Source organism: Rhizobium sp. WSM1328 (assembly GCF_057653715.1).
The window spans coordinates 2,998,856-3,013,154 of the sequence record NZ_CM172788.1; the positions used below are offsets into that span (position 1 = coordinate 2,998,856).

The window sequence follows — 14,299 nt, forward strand, 5'->3', positions numbered from 1 at the left end:
TTGGAAGAATTGAGAAAAGCTCGATTTTCTCGCCCTGCGACGATGGCGAAGAGGGCATAAATTCTTGTTGCGGTCCGTCTTTTTACCGTGAGGCACACCGCCAATGTGACAAGATTCCGGCTGTCCTTGCCGCGGTTTCGGACTATACCGAAGCAGCAGAGACACCAAGCGAGGCACTTATGGGCATGCTCCAGGCCGGCATCATTCCGGTGACACCCTTCCAGCAAAACTGCACGATCTTCTTCGATCCCGACACCAAGGAAGGCGTCGTCGTCGATCCCGGCGGCGACGTGCCACTCATCCTGCAGGCGATTGCCCAGAACGGCCTGACCATCAAGGAAATCTGGCTGACACACGGCCATCTCGACCATGCCGGCGGCGCCAGTGAATTGAAGGAAGCTCTCGGCATCGACGTGATCGGCCCACATCAGGACGACCTGCCGCTGCTGCAGCGGATCGAAACCCAGGCTGAAAAATACGGCATGTCAGGATTGCGTAACGTCGTGCCCGACCGCTGGCTGAAAGACGGCGATAAGATTTCTTTCGGCGCCCATGAATTCGAGGTCCATCACACGCCCGGCCATGCCCCCGGCCACGTCATCTATTTCAACCGCGCGCAGAATTTCGCTCATCTCGGCGATGTGCTTTTCAACGGCTCGATCGGCCGCACCGACCTGCCCGGCGGCGATCATCAGCAGCTTCTCGATTCGATCCGCGACAAGGTATTGCCGCTCGGCGACGACGTCGGCTTCATCTGCGGCCACGGCCCCGGCAGCCGCATCGGCGACGAGCGGCGAAGCAATCCATTCCTGCAGGAGATCAAACCTCGGAGTATCTGATGCGAGCTCACGCTCACATCATCTTTCGGCCGTTCGGCACCGGCTGTTCGACCGCAGCAAGCACGATCGCGCCGTTCTCGTCCTCGAAACCCAGCGTCAGCACTTCCGAGCGGAATGGCCCGATCTGGCGCGGCGGGAAGTTGACGACGCCGAGCACCTGCCGGCCGATCAGGCTTTCCGGCGTATAATGCACGGTGATCTGCGCTGAGGATTTTTTCGTGCCGATCTCAGGACCGAAATCGATCAGGAGTTTAAACGCCGGCTTGCGTGCCTCCGGAAAGGGACCGGCCTCGATGATCGTGCCAACACGAATATCGACACGCTCGAAATCGAGGTAGGTGATCTCTTCTGCCATATGGTCTCCGTCAGCCGGCCAGTTCCTCGGCCCGCTTGCGCGCCGCCGCAAGGGCTGCGTCGAACAAGGGCTGCATGCCGTCTTCGGCCATCAGCACGGCGAGCGCCGCCGCCGTCGTGCCGCCGGGAGAGGTCACATTCTCCCGCAGCCGCGAAGCGTCGTCGGGGGACTGGTGCATGAGTTCACCAGCCCCCGCGACTGTTTCCCGCGCAAGACGCATGGCGAGGTCCGCCTGCAGGCCGAGTTTACGGCCTGCCTCCGCCATACATTCGACGAGATAGAATACATAAGCCGGACCGCTGCCCGAAAGCGCCGTCACGGCATCGATATCGGCTTCCGCCGGCACCCATTCGACCGGCCCCGAGACGCGCAGAAGGGAATGCACGCGCTCGCGCTGCTGGTCGTTCACGCCAGCATTGGCAAAGGCGCCGGTGACGCCGCGCCCGACCATGGCCGGCGTGTTCGGCATGGCCCGCACCATGGCGGCCTTGCCGAGATGTCTTTCAAGGAAACCGAGCGTCTTGCCGGCCGCGACCGAGACGACGACCGTCTCCGGCCCGACGGCACTCTTCACCGCCGGCAGCACCGTCTCCATCACCTGCGGCTTGACCGCGAGGAACAGCACGCTTGCCTTCAAATCCGTGGGAAGTGCGGTCAGATGGGTCGCGCCAGCCTCGCTGATCGTCGAAAGCATCGCCGGCGACGGGCCTGGATCGACAACGATGACGGCCGAGCCTGGAACGCCGCTTTTCAGCCAGCCGGAGAGCATCGCCCCGCCCATGTTTCCGGCACCGATCAGAACGACGGGATGTGTCGAGGAGAAAGCCTTCGTCGGCATCTCAAGCCTCGCCGACCGTTTCGAACAGCACGGCTTCCATCGCCTTCGTCGCTTCCATGCCGGACCAGACGACGAACTGGAATGCCTGGAAATAGGCCTCGCAGGTGTCGAGCGCGCTGGAAAGCAGCACCTCAACCTGGCGATTGGTAGGCTCCGCGCCGCCGGCAAGCAGCAGCGATTGGCGGAAAATGACGACATCTTCCTGGCGCCAGAGGTCGAAATGACCCATCAGCACCTGCCCGTTGATCGCCGAGAGCAGCTTGACCACCTCGTTGACCCTGATGTCGGGAACTTTGATATCGAAGGCGCAGCCAAGATGCAGCGCCTCGAATTCCTCCATCCAGGAGAAGGAGACGTGGTAGTCCGTCCAGCGGCCCTCGACCGTCATTGCGATCTCGTCCTCGCCGGACCGTTCGAACGACCAGTCGTTGTTGGAGGCAACATACTCGATCATATCGACCGGGTTCGACTGACGCTCGACTTCCAATTCCATCAGGTTCATGCAGCACCTTCTTGACCGGAACGAATGCGACCTAACTTGGTGTACGAACACAAGCAAGACACACGCAAAATACCGGAACCACCACTCGGATGATCGTTGAACCGCTGCCAGACTTAACGCAGATAACCTGCCCGGAGCTTACCACGTCGCTTCGAATCATCATTTAAAATCAGTGTATAGCGCCCCTGGTCCCCTGCCAGCCCCCTGAACGGAAAATAGGACCGGCCACTGTGGAAAGGCTCTTCGAAATTCAATTCAGAAGGGAGAATAAGCGACTCTGCGAATTGGCTTTTTTGGCAGTGTCCACAGGTGGAAAACTCACCTGGTTTTTTTACGGAAGATGCGGCGTGTGGCATGAAGGCCACGCCGCATCTGTGTCGTATCGGGACTTAAGTGCCCTCGCCGGCAAGCTTTGCCTCGAGTGCTGCGATGCGGGCGGCAAGTGCCTCGTTCTCGTCGCGTGCCTTGATCGCCATCTCGCGCACGGCCTCGAACTCCTCTCGCTTGACGATGTCCATGCTGTTCAGCCAACGCTCGGCCTGGGCGTTGAAGGCGGTCTCGATCTCCTTGCGGACGCCCTGGGCGGCACCGGCCGCATCGGTCATCAGCTTGGCGAATTCGTCCATGATGCGGTTCGTTCCGGTCGTCATGGCGTTTTTCTCCCTTCGCATGAGGTGAATTCAGCCCTTCGGGGCCTCGAGGATTGAGGTAGGGCTTCGCCATCGACGATGCAAGCGCTTTGCACGGGATAAGCTTGCCGGAACAGGCCGGGAATGGGCCATCACGAACAATGGACTTGACCGTCCGGGATCGCAACGGCATGTTCCGCGCAACTCAACAGGTGGAAAACCTTGCCGACAGCAGCCGATCTCCTTGCCATCATGCCTTTCCCGGATATCGATCCGATCGCCTTTTCGATCGGTCCGCTGGCGATTCATTGGTATGGTCTCGCCTATGTTGCCGGCATCCTGCTCGGCTGGGCCTATGCGCGCCGCCTCGCCGCCAATGAAAGTCTCTGGCCCGGCAACGTCTCGCCGATAACAAAGGTGCAGCTCGACGATTTCATCGTCTGGGCAGCGCTTGGTGTCGTCCTCGGCGGTCGTCTCGGCTATATTTTCTTTTATGATCTCCCCGCTGTCCTGCGCAGTCCCGTCCGTGCGCTCGAGATCTGGAACGGTGGCATGTCCTTCCATGGCGGCCTGACCGGCACGACGATCGCCATGATCCTCTTTGCCCGCCGCAACGCCATCCCGATCTGGAGCCTGTTCGACATCGTCGCCGCGGTCGTTCCCTTCGGCCTCTTCTTCGGCCGCATCGCCAATTTCATCAATGGCGAGCTCTGGGGCCGTTTGACCGACGTGCCCTGGGCCGTGGTCTTCCCGACCGGCGGCCCCTTCGCCCGCCACCCAAGCCAGCTCTACGAAGCCGGCCTCGAAGGCATCGTTCTGCTCCTGGGGCTGGCCGCTTTCATCTTTGGCATGCGCGCACTGAAAAGCCCCGGCTTCATTACAGGCGTCTTCGTTTGCGGTTATGCGCTGTCGCGCATCTTCGTCGAATTCTTCCGCGAGCCTGACGCCCAGCTCGGTTACCTCCTCGGCACGAACTGGCTGACCATGGGCATGGTGCTCTCCTCCCCGATGATCCTGCTTGGCCTCTGGGCGATGCTGCGGGCTCGCCGCCAGGCTGCGCTGCAGCTCTGAAACGGCAGGACGCGACATGACCACCGCTCTAGGCGAAAAGATCAAGGCGATTATCCAGGCCAACGGCCCGATCAGCGTCACCGATTATTTCTCGCTCTGCCTCGCGGACCCCGAACACGGCTATTACCGCACCCGCGAGCCCTTCGGCCGTTCCGGTGATTTCGTCACCGCGCCCGAGGTCAGCCAGATCTTCGGCGAGATGATCGGCGTCTTCATCGTCCATGCGTGGCAGCGCCATGGCACACCGACAGACGTCCGCCTCGTCGAGATCGGCCCCGGCCGCGGCACCATGATATCAGACATGCTGCGCGTCATCTCCCGCATCGCTCCACCGCTTTTCGACGTCATGACCGTGCATCTTGTCGAAACCAGCGAGCGGCTGCGCGATGTCCAGAGCCAGACGCTCGAACCCCACGGCGAGAAGATCACCTGGCATAATGGCTTCGACGAAGTACCTCCCGGCTTCACGCTGATTGCCGCCAACGAACTCTTCGACGCCATCCCGATCCGCCAGTTCGTTCGCATGGCGACGGGTTTTCGCGAGCGCATGGTCGGCATCGACGCCGACGGCGAGCTGACCTTCGCCCCCGGCGTCGCCGGCATCGATCCCACGCTTCTTCCCGAACCGGTGCAGAACGTGCCGGTCGGCACACTCTTCGAGATCTCGCCTGCCCGCCAGGCGGTGATGATGGCGATCTGCGAGCGGTTGCGCGCCTTCGGCGGCACGGCGCTTGCGATCGACTACGGCCATCTCGTCACCGGCTTCGGCGATACGCTGCAGGCCGTGCGCATGCATGAATTCGACCCGCCGCTCGCGCATCCAGGCGAAGCCGATCTGACGAGCCATGTCGACTTCCAGCAACTCGCCGAAACAGCGCTTGCGGCTGGCCTCTATCTGAACGGCGCCCTGCACCAAGGTGATTTTCTGACCGGCCTCGGCATCCTCGAGCGCGCAACCGCTCTCGGCCGTGATCGCGAGCCGCACACCCAGCAGGTCATCCAGGCGGCGGTCGAAAGGCTTGCCGGCGCCGGTGAAGGCCGGATGGGCGAACTCTTCAAGGTGATGGCGGTCTCTTATCCCGCCATCGATCTCATGCCCTTTCGTCCGGTGGATTGACAGGGCGCACGCGGCTGGTTCAACATCCGCCCGAAACAAGAACTTGAAGCGCGCCGCATATGCGATGCGCTTGGGATAACAACAAACCCCTCGAAAACCCCGGAATCACAGATGCAGGACGCGGCCTCTCCCGCACCGATCGAAAGCGCGCTGCTGAACGAAGCGGCGGGCGCCACGATCCGGCACGGTTATTTCACTCGGACCGGCGGCGTTTCCGAAGGGCTGTATCGTGGCCTTAACGTCGGCCTCGGCTCCGGCGACGAACGCGACAAGGTCTTGGAAAACCGCCGTCGCGTCGCCGCCTGGTTCGGCTTGCCGGTCGAGCGGCTGGCAACCGTGCATCAGGTCCATTCCCCCGATGTCGTGACTATTGGCGCCGATTACGACGGCGCCCGCCCCGACGCGGATGCGATGGTAACGCGCACCCCTGGCATTGCGCTTGGCGTGCTCGCCGCCGATTGCGGACCCATCCTGTTTGCCGACCCGGACAATCGCGTCATCGGTGCCGCCCACGCCGGCTGGAAGGGCGCGTTGACGGGCGTGCTCGAAAATACCGTCGCTGCCATGGAGGCGCTGGGTGCTGACCGCGCCAGCATCGTCGCCTGCCTTGGCCCCTCGATCAGCCAGACAAGCTATGAGGTCGGTCCCGAATTCGTCGAGCGTTTCGTCGCCGAAAACCCGGACGACGAGCGCTTTTTCGTGCCTTCCACAACGCCTGGCCGCGCCATGTTCGACCTGCCGGCACTGACCGTCGACCGGCTGACGAAAGCCGGCGTGCGTGCCGAAAGCCTCGGCCTCTGCACTTATCCGGACAACGAGCGCTTCTTTTCCTACCGCAGGACGACACATCGCAAGGAGCCGGATTACGGCCGCCAGATTTCCGCGATATCAATCAGGGAGACTTGAGCAGAATGGCACTGCATTTCGAAAAGGCCGAATTCGCAAGCCGGCTTGCGCGCCTCACCGAGAAGATGAAGGAAGAAAAGCTCGACGCCTTGCTGCTCTTCGCCCAGGAAAGCATGTACTGGCTGACCGGCTACGACACCTTCGGCTATTGCTTCTTCCAGACGCTGGTCGTCAAGAGCGACGGCACCATGGCGCTGATCACCCGCTCGGCTGATCTTCGCCAGGCCAGGCATACCTCGATCCTCGAGGACATCCATATCTGGGTCGACCGGGTCAATGCCGACCCGACGCTCGACCTGAAGAACCTGCTGGTTGAGCTGGACCTGCTCGGCGCCCGCATCGGCATCGAATATGATACCCACGGCATGACCGGCCGCGTCGCCCGGCTGCTCGACGCGCAATTGACCACCTTCGGCCAGATCGTCGACGCCTCCTACCTCGTCAGCCGGCTGCGCCTGATCAAGAGCCCGACGGAGGTCGCCTATGTCGAGCGCGCCGCCGCTCTCGCCGACGATGCGCTCGATGCCGCGATCCGGTTGACAAAGCCCGGCGCCGACGAGGCGGATATCCTCGCTGCCATGCAGGGTGCGATCTTTTCCGGCGGCGGCGACTATCCCGCCAACGAGTTTATCATCGGCTCCGGCGCCGACGCGCTGCTCTGCCGCTACAAGGCCGGCCGCCGCAAGCTCGACGCCAACGACCAGTTGACGCTCGAATGGGCTGGCGCCTATGCGCATTACCATGCCGCCATGATGCGCACGATCGTCATCGGCGAGCCGACGCATCGCCACCGCGAGCTTTACAACGCCTGCCGCGAAACCATCGAGGCGATCGAAACCGTGCTGAAGCCCGGCCAGACCTTTGGCGATGTCTTCGACATGCATGCCAGGATCATCGACGAGCGCGGCCTGGCTCGCCACCGGCTGAATGCCTGCGGTTATTCGCTCGGCGCCCGCTTCTCGCCCTCCTGGATGGAGCATCAGATGTTCCATGTCGGCAATCCGCAGCCGATCGAGCCGAACATGTCGCTCTTCGTGCACATGATCATCGCCGACTCAGATACGGGCACGGCGATGACGCTCGGCCAGACCTATCTGACGACAGCGGATGCGCCGCGCGCGCTATCCCGCCATCCGCTCGATTTCATCGGGCTCTGACCGGTGAGAATCCGGAATTGACAGACGACCGTCCCCACCCGCATAAATTCGGGTGGGGCTGATTGCGATTGCGGGAAGGACGGACCAAGGGATGACGCGAGCTGCGATTGTGCCCACGCTCCTGTTCGTCATGGCTCTATTGACAGCCTGCAACACGACCGATGCGCTTACGCCGCAGGTCGATATCGGCAATTCCTCCGGGGACGCCCCGTCGAGCCCGGTGACGCAGAGCGAAGCCGAGAGTTTGGCAGGCACCCGCCAGCCGCGTTTCTCGGGAAGCTCGCAGCAGGGCGGCTACCATCCAGCCTATGATCAGTCGCAGCGGGCCTATCGGCCCGGCACCGGCGCGGCGCCGACGACGATGCAGGAACAGGCAGACGCCCTGTCGAGAAGCGGCTCCTCACCGGCCGCCTCTGCCCCGATCGACGGACAATCGCTGCCCCCGTCGGCGGCCAGTGGTGAGCTTGCCGCACAGCCGGCTCCGCCGGCCGAGGCGCAACAGCCGCAGCAGACCGCCGCTCTCCCCCCCAATTCCTCCACCGCCCGCGGCAATACCGTACGCTTCCTGCCGATCATCGGCGCGCCGGTGCAGGCCGTGACACCACTCTCGCGCCAGCTCGGCGCCGAGGCGCGCTCGCATGGCCTTTCCATCAAGAGCTCGACCGATGGGAGCAGCGATTACATCCTCAAAGGCTATCTCTCCGCCTTCAGCGATGCCGGCAAGGTTACCGTGGTCTATGTCTGGGACGTTCTCGACAGCGGCGGCGCCCGCCTGCACCGCATCCAGGGCCAGGAAAGCGTGCCGACGGCCGCGGCCGATCCCTGGGCGGGTGTTCCAGCCTCGGTGATGCAGCAAATCGGCTCAAAAACCATCGCGGAATTCTCCTCCTGGCGGCAGACAAAGGGCGGTTAGTCACAAACTTTTTGCAAATATGGAAGCCTGTGGCGCCTTTGCCCTTGCATTCACGGGGAAGCTGACTAAAAAGCGCGGCTATCAGCGCGTAACAGGCGGACCAAAATGAAGGTTTTCGCAGGCAATTCGAACCGGCAACTCGCCGAAGCGATCTGCAACTATCTCAATGTTCCCTTGGGGAAAGCCAGTGTCCGGAGGTTTGCCGATCAGGAAATCTTCGTGGAAATCCAGGAAAATGTGCGCGGCGAGGACGTTTTCCTCGTACAGCCCACCGCCTTTCCTGCCAACGACCACCTGATGGAATTGCTGATCATGATCGACGCGATGCGTCGTTCATCGGCCCGCCGCATCACCGCCGTCCTACCCTATTTCGGCTATGCCCGTCAGGACCGTCGTGCTTCAGGCCGCACACCGATCTCCGCCAAGCTGGTTGCAAACCTCATTACCGAAGCCGGCGCCGACCGTGTCATGACGCTCGATCTCCATGCCGGGCAGATCCAGGGCTTCTTCGATATCCCGACCGACAATCTCTTCGCCATGCCCGTGCTGACGCGCGACATCAAGAGCCATTATGACCTCAGCAACGTCGTGGTCGTCTCGCCTGACGTCGGTGGTGTGGTTCGCGCCCGCGCGCTGGCCAAGCGGCTGGACTGTCTTCTGGCCATCGTCGACAAGCGTCGCGAGCGGCCGGGTGAATCCGAAGTCATGAACATCATCGGTGACATCACCGGCAAAGATTGTCTGCTGATCGACGACATTGTCGATTCCGGCGGCACGCTCTGCAACGCGGCCGACGCGATGTTGGCCAAGGGCGCATCCAGTGTCACCGCCTATATCACCCACGGCGTTCTCTCGGGCGGCGCAGTCACCCGCGTCACTTCCTCGAAGCTTCGCGAACTCGTCATCACGGATTCGATCCAGCCGACCACGGCGGTTCTCTCGGCGCACAATATCCGCATCGTGACCACGGCCCCTCTGATCGGCGAAGCCATCAGCCGAACGGCTCAGGAAGAGTCCGTCTCTAGCCTGTTCGATTAAAAAGAGCCGGCATTCGACCGGCTCTTTCAATTTCTGCATCAGATGGACCAAGCTATTACCGGGTTATTTCTCCAAGCCGCATGAATTGCTGGCCCGTTGATTGTCGCCGAGCCGCGTTCGGTGACAACGAAAGCCCAGAATAAACCGCCGTTGCGATCGTTGGGCACAAAAAAGCCGGCACAAGGCCGGCTTCCTTTCATTTCTGATCCCAATTGATAAGGCTCAAGGCTGCTGCGGCGGCGCAGGTACCGTGTCCTGACCCTGATCCGGTTCCTGCTCCTGGTCTGGCTCCAGCCCCTGATCTTGATTTTGATCCGGACCATCCGGCCCCTTGACCACCTGGCCGTTGACGGCGATCGCGCCGTCGCGGCCGACGCTGATGTCCCAGCGCGAACGACCATCTGCATCGGTCTTCGCGAAACCCTTCACCATCATGATGCCGAAGGAGACCTGGTTGAGATCGGGATCCGTCTTGGCAAGCTCCTGAACCGCGGCAATCGTCTTGTCGAGATCACGGGCAAGGATCGTCGCCTCCATGGAATAGTCCTTTTCGGTGTCGACCCGCCCCTCGATCTTGCCGGTCATATCGAGGTCGTAGACGTCGGATTTGGCGCTGACCTTCGGAAACTCGACGGCGAGCCGGCCGTCGCGGAAGAGCTTCTTGCTCATCTCCTCGCCGCTCGTCTCCGGCGCCTTGTCATTGAAATCCATCGCCATGAGGGCTTCGCCGAAGGTGGCGAAATCCAGATTCGGCATGGCGAGTTGCAGCTCGAAGCTGGTCGGCATGAAAGGCGAATAGCTTGGCGGAATCAGCGGGCTGTCGAGGCTGATGTCCTGCGCATTGATGCCGAAGCCGAAACGCATGGCGTCGCTCGGCCCATCGATGGCCAGGTTGTAACCGAACGCCTTGACGCCGCCATTGCCCATCTGGCTGCTGATGGTCAGATTATTGACCCCGATCGTCTCGCTGAACGAGGCAAGAATCGGGAAGGCTTCCTTCAGCATTCCCTTAATCTTGCCGCTATTCTCCGGGCCTAGTTCCTTCTCCTCGAGATGGTCGAGAACGAAAAGGACGATCTCGCGGATTTGTTTGGCCGGCAGGCCGTTCACCTTCGCATCGAAATCGATCGAATCGGCACGGATTTCGACAGGCGGCATTTGCAGGCCGGAAACCTGCTCGACGAAAGTCGACATCGAGCCGCTGCCCGCAAAATCGATACGCCCGTTGCCGCCTGCGCTGTCCGTCGAACTCAGCTTTTGGTCGATCGCGGCGATGCTGGCATGGACTTCCTCGGTGTCGGACTTGCTGGTGACCTTGATGTCCTTGCCGGTGAAGGTGCCGGAGCGCAGATAGCTGATCGCCGGGTCGAAGACGCCGGTATAGACAAGCGAAGCGATGGAGTAGGAAAAATCCGTCGGCTTCTGGTCGGGGCCTTTGAAATGGCCGGAAACGTTGAGGTTGTTGTCACCCTCGATGTTCCAGAGCCCGCTATCGAGCGGCGTGGCGAACATCGAGAACGGCGTCAGCCCGTTGATCGCGAATGTCGCCGGATCGGCTTTGGCAAGCAGCTTCGCCAGATCGTAAATGATCTCGTATCGCGCCCCCGCCGGATTGACGGTGATCAGGCCGCTCTTGGCCAGATCCTCGGGAAGCAGCTTCGTCAGCGTGTCCTTGACCGCATTGGCGCCATCCTGATTGATCTCGACACCCTGGGCCGTGGTGACAAGGCAAAGTGCCAGCAAGCTCGTTGCCGTGACAAGTTTGAGACGCATAGTCCGATTTCTCCTCAGCCGCTTTTTTGAATGCGGGCCATCCAAAGATGCGAAGCGCGCCGATGTCAACCTCAGCTGCGGCAGAGAATGGCAATTTGCCGCTCACGCGGCCGCGGATTTTTTCACGGCCGGCGCAAGAACCGTTTCCTGCTGTGCGGCCGGCACCTCGCCGTTGACGATCGCCTCGATGCCCGAGCGCGGTCCCGGCTTACCGAAGAGGAAGCCCTGCACCTGCAGGCAGCCTTCCCGTCGCAGGAAGTCGATATGGTCTTCGTTTTCGACGCCTTCAGCAAGCACCGGTATGTCGAGGCTTGCTGCAAGAATAAGCGTCGAACGCACGATTGCCGCAGACTGCTTGTTGGTGACGACGCCGTCGACGAAGGCGCGGTCGATCTTGATCTTGTCGAACGGGAAGCTCTGCAGTGTCGACAGTGACGAATAACCGGTGCCGTAATCGTCCATCGCCACCTTGACGCCGAGCGCCTTCAGCCGGCGGATGGCCTGAAGCGCATGTTGATGATCGGCGATGATGCCGGATTCGGTGATCTCGATCTCGAGTCGCGCCGCCGGCAGGCCGGTCTCAAGCAGGATCTGATGCACGATCTGCGGTAGGCGGTTGTCGCCGAGCTGCTGCGGCGCGACGTTGACGGCGATGCGTAACGGGTTCTTCCATGTCGCCGCTTCCGCGCAAGCGGCCCGCAGCACCCATTCACCAAGCTCAATGATAAAGCCGGTCTTCTCCGCGATCGGAATGAATTCGACGGGTGAGATGTAGCCGCGCACAGGATGTCTCCAGCGCAGGAGCACTTCCAGGCCAACGATGTCGCGCGTCACCGTGTCATTCTGCTGCTGGTAGAACAGCTCGAATTCGCCGCGCGCCAATCCCTCCCGCATCTCGCTCGCCAACGCGTTGCGTTCGCGCGCTGCCTGATCCATCGAGGGCTCGTAGAAGCATATGCTGTTGGTCGCTGTCGATTTTGCCCGATACATGGCGATATCGGCCTGTGACAGCAGGTCGTCCAAAGTGTCCGCCTGTCCGGGATAGGTGGAGATACCGATACTGGAGCCGACGGTCAGCGCATGGCCGTTCCATTCGATCGGCCGGGCGATCTCGTCGAGCATGCGTTGTGCCAGTCCCTTGGCGTCCGAACGGACGAAATAATCGCACATGACGGCGACGAACTCGTCGCCGCCGACCCGCGCCACGAACTGGCCGTTCAGCATGATCTTGGACAGCCGTTCGGCGACGGCGCGCAGCACGGCATCGCCGGCGGCGTGGCCGTGAACGTCGTTGATTTCCTTGAAACGGTCGAGGTCGAAGGAGAGCACGGCAATATTGGCCGTCATGTCCTTCGGCTTGTTGACCAGCGCCGACAGATGCTCGTTGAAGGCGGCGCGATTGGCAAGATTGGTCAGCGGGTCATGCAGCGACAGATGGCGATAACGCTCGACGGCTGCCTGCGTCGACTGCATGTCGATAATATAGGTGGAGGCGCCCAGCACCAGGATGATGATCATGACGGCGCTGACGAGACCGGTCATGATGCCGTCCGAGATGATCTCGGTGGGTGCCGCAACAGTGGCATCCGGCAGGATCGTCAGCCCCGCCATGCCGGTGAAATGCGTGAGCACGATCGCAAGGATCAGCGAAAGGGCAGCCCCGTGGCGGCAGAAACGCGTGATCGGCCGGCAGACGCGATTGGTGGCGACTGCGCCGAACAAGCCGGCGAAGACCAGCGAGGCGACGACATAAGAGGTCTGCCATTCGAGACGACCCTCGATCTCGTAACCGGCGATCCCGACATAGTGCATTACCGCGATGCCGAGGCCGACGATAACGCCGCCTGCCTCGATAAGCGGGCTCTTCTGCGCGATTGACGCGATGGTAAAGCCGGTCATCGTCGTCGCGACGGCGGCAAACAGCGACAGCAGCGTCAACGTCGGCTCATAGCCGTTCGCCACCGGCGTCTGGTAACCGAGCATGGCGATGAAATGCGTCGTCCAGATGGTCGAGCCGCCAACAAAACCAGAGAGAAACAACCAGTTGGTTTTCTGCAACCCCTGCGATCGGCGCACCCGGGTGAAGAGGCGCATCGACAGCATCGATCCGAGCACACAAATAACGGTGGCGAAGATCAGATGCGGAAGGCTGTGTTCGACGGTGATGCAGGAAAGGACACGCAACATGAGAGGCAACCGGCAAATTGAGACGGCCCTGCTTATATTGGCCGGCAAACGCAGGATCTATTAATCGCCGCCGATTTCGTTTTCGATGGTTAAACCTTGGCGAAAGCGTGTATATGGGCGAAAAACAACCCAAATCCGCAACTTGCGTTTCCGATCGACTTATAATATAGGCCACCGGTCCGTGTAGACACCCTTGGAGGCAACGCGGATGAGGTCGGGTCATACCGCCTCCGGTTCGTCGGAACAAGGCTTTTGCCCGCCGCCGAACTCTCCAAATAACCTCGAAAGGAATAGCCATGAGCCAGGAAACTTACGAGCTCAAGGCCGAGGCGCGCGAACGGGTTGGTAAGGGGTCCGCCCGTGAACTTCGCCGCAACGGTTTGATTCCCGCTGTCATCTATGGTGACAAGCAGGCCCCCATTGCCATCGCTCTCAACACCAATGAGGTGACGAAGCGCATTCACGCCGGTGGTTTCATGACCACCGTGGCGACGATCGACGTCGACGGCAAGAAGCACAAGGTTCTGCCGAAGGACTACCAGCTCGATCCGGTCCGTGACTTCACCATGCATGTCGATTTCCTGCGCGTCTCCGGCAACACCCAGGTGACCGTCGAAATCCCCGTGCACTTCATCAACGAAGAGAAGTCCCCGGGCCTCAAGGTCGGCGGTGTTCTGAACATCGTTCGCCATGAAGTCGAAGTTCATTGCCCGGCCGATGCAATCCCTGAGTTCTTCAACATCGACCTCAGCGGCAAGAAGATCGGTGACAGCATCCATATCGCGGAAGTCACCCTGCCGAAGGGTGTCACTCCTGTGATCGACCGCGACTTCACGATCGCGACCATCATTGCCCCGGCTGGCGGCATTGACGAGAGTGCTGCGGAAGGTGGAGCCGAAGCCTGATCGCTTCGACCAATTTGTAAAGCATATGGCCCGCTTTCCCCTGGAAAGCGGGCTTTTCATTGTCCGGAA

At 61.3% G+C, this 14,299-nt stretch carries 14 protein-coding genes; 8 read left to right on the plus strand and 6 right to left on the minus strand.

Features of this window, described 5'->3' with window-relative positions; translation table 11 throughout:
- Positions 1-179: 179 nt before the first annotated feature.
- Positions 180-839 (plus strand): MBL fold metallo-hydrolase, encoded by a 660-nt coding sequence (locus AC2444_RS15255; protein ID WP_012758434.1) that lies wholly within the window; start codon positions 180-182, stop codon positions 837-839.
- A 13-nt stretch (positions 840-852) separates the two neighbouring features.
- On the opposite strand, the gene AC2444_RS15260 is transcribed toward AC2444_RS15255, so the two are convergent.
- The 4 genes from AC2444_RS15260 to AC2444_RS15275 form a co-directional block, all read right to left on the minus strand.
- Entirely contained in the window at positions 853-1,194 is a 342-nt protein-coding gene (locus tag AC2444_RS15260) for a tRNA-binding protein (RefSeq protein WP_012758435.1), read from the minus strand.
- Between the two features lie 10 nt (positions 1,195-1,204).
- Positions 1,205-2,032 (minus strand): pyrroline-5-carboxylate reductase, encoded by an 828-nt coding sequence (gene proC / locus AC2444_RS15265; protein ID WP_012758436.1) that lies wholly within the window; start codon positions 2,030-2,032, stop codon positions 1,205-1,207.
- 1 nt (position 2,033) lies between these two features.
- Positions 2,034-2,534: a type III secretion system chaperone family protein gene (locus AC2444_RS15270; RefSeq protein ID WP_003541709.1), complete on the minus strand. Its 501-nt coding sequence runs from the start codon at positions 2,532-2,534 to the stop codon at positions 2,034-2,036.
- Between the two features lie 389 nt (positions 2,535-2,923).
- Positions 2,924-3,184 carry an accessory factor UbiK family protein gene (locus AC2444_RS15275; protein ID WP_012758437.1) on the minus strand — a complete coding sequence of 87 codons (261 nt, stop codon included), beginning with the start codon at positions 3,182-3,184 and terminating at the stop codon, positions 2,924-2,926.
- Between the two features lie 201 nt (positions 3,185-3,385).
- Here AC2444_RS15275 and lgt point away from each other — a divergent pair, with 201 nt between their 5' ends.
- The 6 genes from lgt (at position 3,386) to AC2444_RS15305 (ending at position 9,365) form a co-directional block, all read left to right on the plus strand.
- The gene (lgt, locus tag AC2444_RS15280; RefSeq protein ID WP_012758438.1) at positions 3,386-4,234 is read left to right on the plus strand and encodes a prolipoprotein diacylglyceryl transferase; all 849 of its coding nucleotides are present in this window, start codon (positions 3,386-3,388) and stop codon (positions 4,232-4,234) included.
- A 16-nt stretch (positions 4,235-4,250) separates the two neighbouring features.
- On the plus strand, positions 4,251-5,351 hold the full coding sequence (locus AC2444_RS15285; RefSeq protein ID WP_012758439.1) for a class I SAM-dependent methyltransferase: 1,101 nt from the start codon (positions 4,251-4,253) through the stop codon (positions 5,349-5,351).
- 111 nt (positions 5,352-5,462) lie between these two features.
- A complete protein-coding gene (pgeF, locus tag AC2444_RS15290; RefSeq protein WP_012758440.1) occupies positions 5,463-6,257 on the plus strand; it encodes a peptidoglycan editing factor PgeF in 795 nt (264 codons plus the stop codon).
- Positions 6,258-6,262: 5 nt separating this feature from the next.
- Complete coding sequence (locus AC2444_RS15295; RefSeq protein WP_128405960.1) at positions 6,263-7,414, plus strand: M24 family metallopeptidase; 1,152 nt, start codon at positions 6,263-6,265, stop codon at positions 7,412-7,414.
- Between the two features lie 91 nt (positions 7,415-7,505).
- Positions 7,506-8,327 (plus strand): hypothetical protein, encoded by an 822-nt coding sequence (locus AC2444_RS15300; protein WP_012758442.1) that lies wholly within the window; start codon positions 7,506-7,508, stop codon positions 8,325-8,327.
- A gap of 105 nt (positions 8,328-8,432) precedes the next feature.
- On the plus strand, positions 8,433-9,365 hold the full coding sequence (locus AC2444_RS15305; RefSeq protein ID WP_011652946.1) for a ribose-phosphate pyrophosphokinase: 933 nt from the start codon (positions 8,433-8,435) through the stop codon (positions 9,363-9,365).
- Positions 9,366-9,587: 222 nt separating this feature from the next.
- Here the strand turns inward: AC2444_RS15305 and AC2444_RS15310 are convergent, their stop codons facing one another.
- Entirely contained in the window at positions 9,588-11,138 is a 1,551-nt protein-coding gene (locus tag AC2444_RS15310) for a hypothetical protein (RefSeq protein WP_012758443.1), read from the minus strand.
- Between the two features lie 102 nt (positions 11,139-11,240).
- Positions 11,241-13,325: a putative bifunctional diguanylate cyclase/phosphodiesterase gene (locus AC2444_RS15315; protein WP_012758444.1), complete on the minus strand. Its 2,085-nt coding sequence runs from the start codon at positions 13,323-13,325 to the stop codon at positions 11,241-11,243.
- A 296-nt stretch (positions 13,326-13,621) separates the two neighbouring features.
- Between AC2444_RS15315 and AC2444_RS15320 the strand changes: the two genes are divergently transcribed.
- Positions 13,622-14,230: a 50S ribosomal protein L25/general stress protein Ctc gene (locus AC2444_RS15320; protein ID WP_012758445.1), complete on the plus strand. Its 609-nt coding sequence runs from the start codon at positions 13,622-13,624 to the stop codon at positions 14,228-14,230.
- Positions 14,231-14,299: the final 69 nt, after the last annotated feature.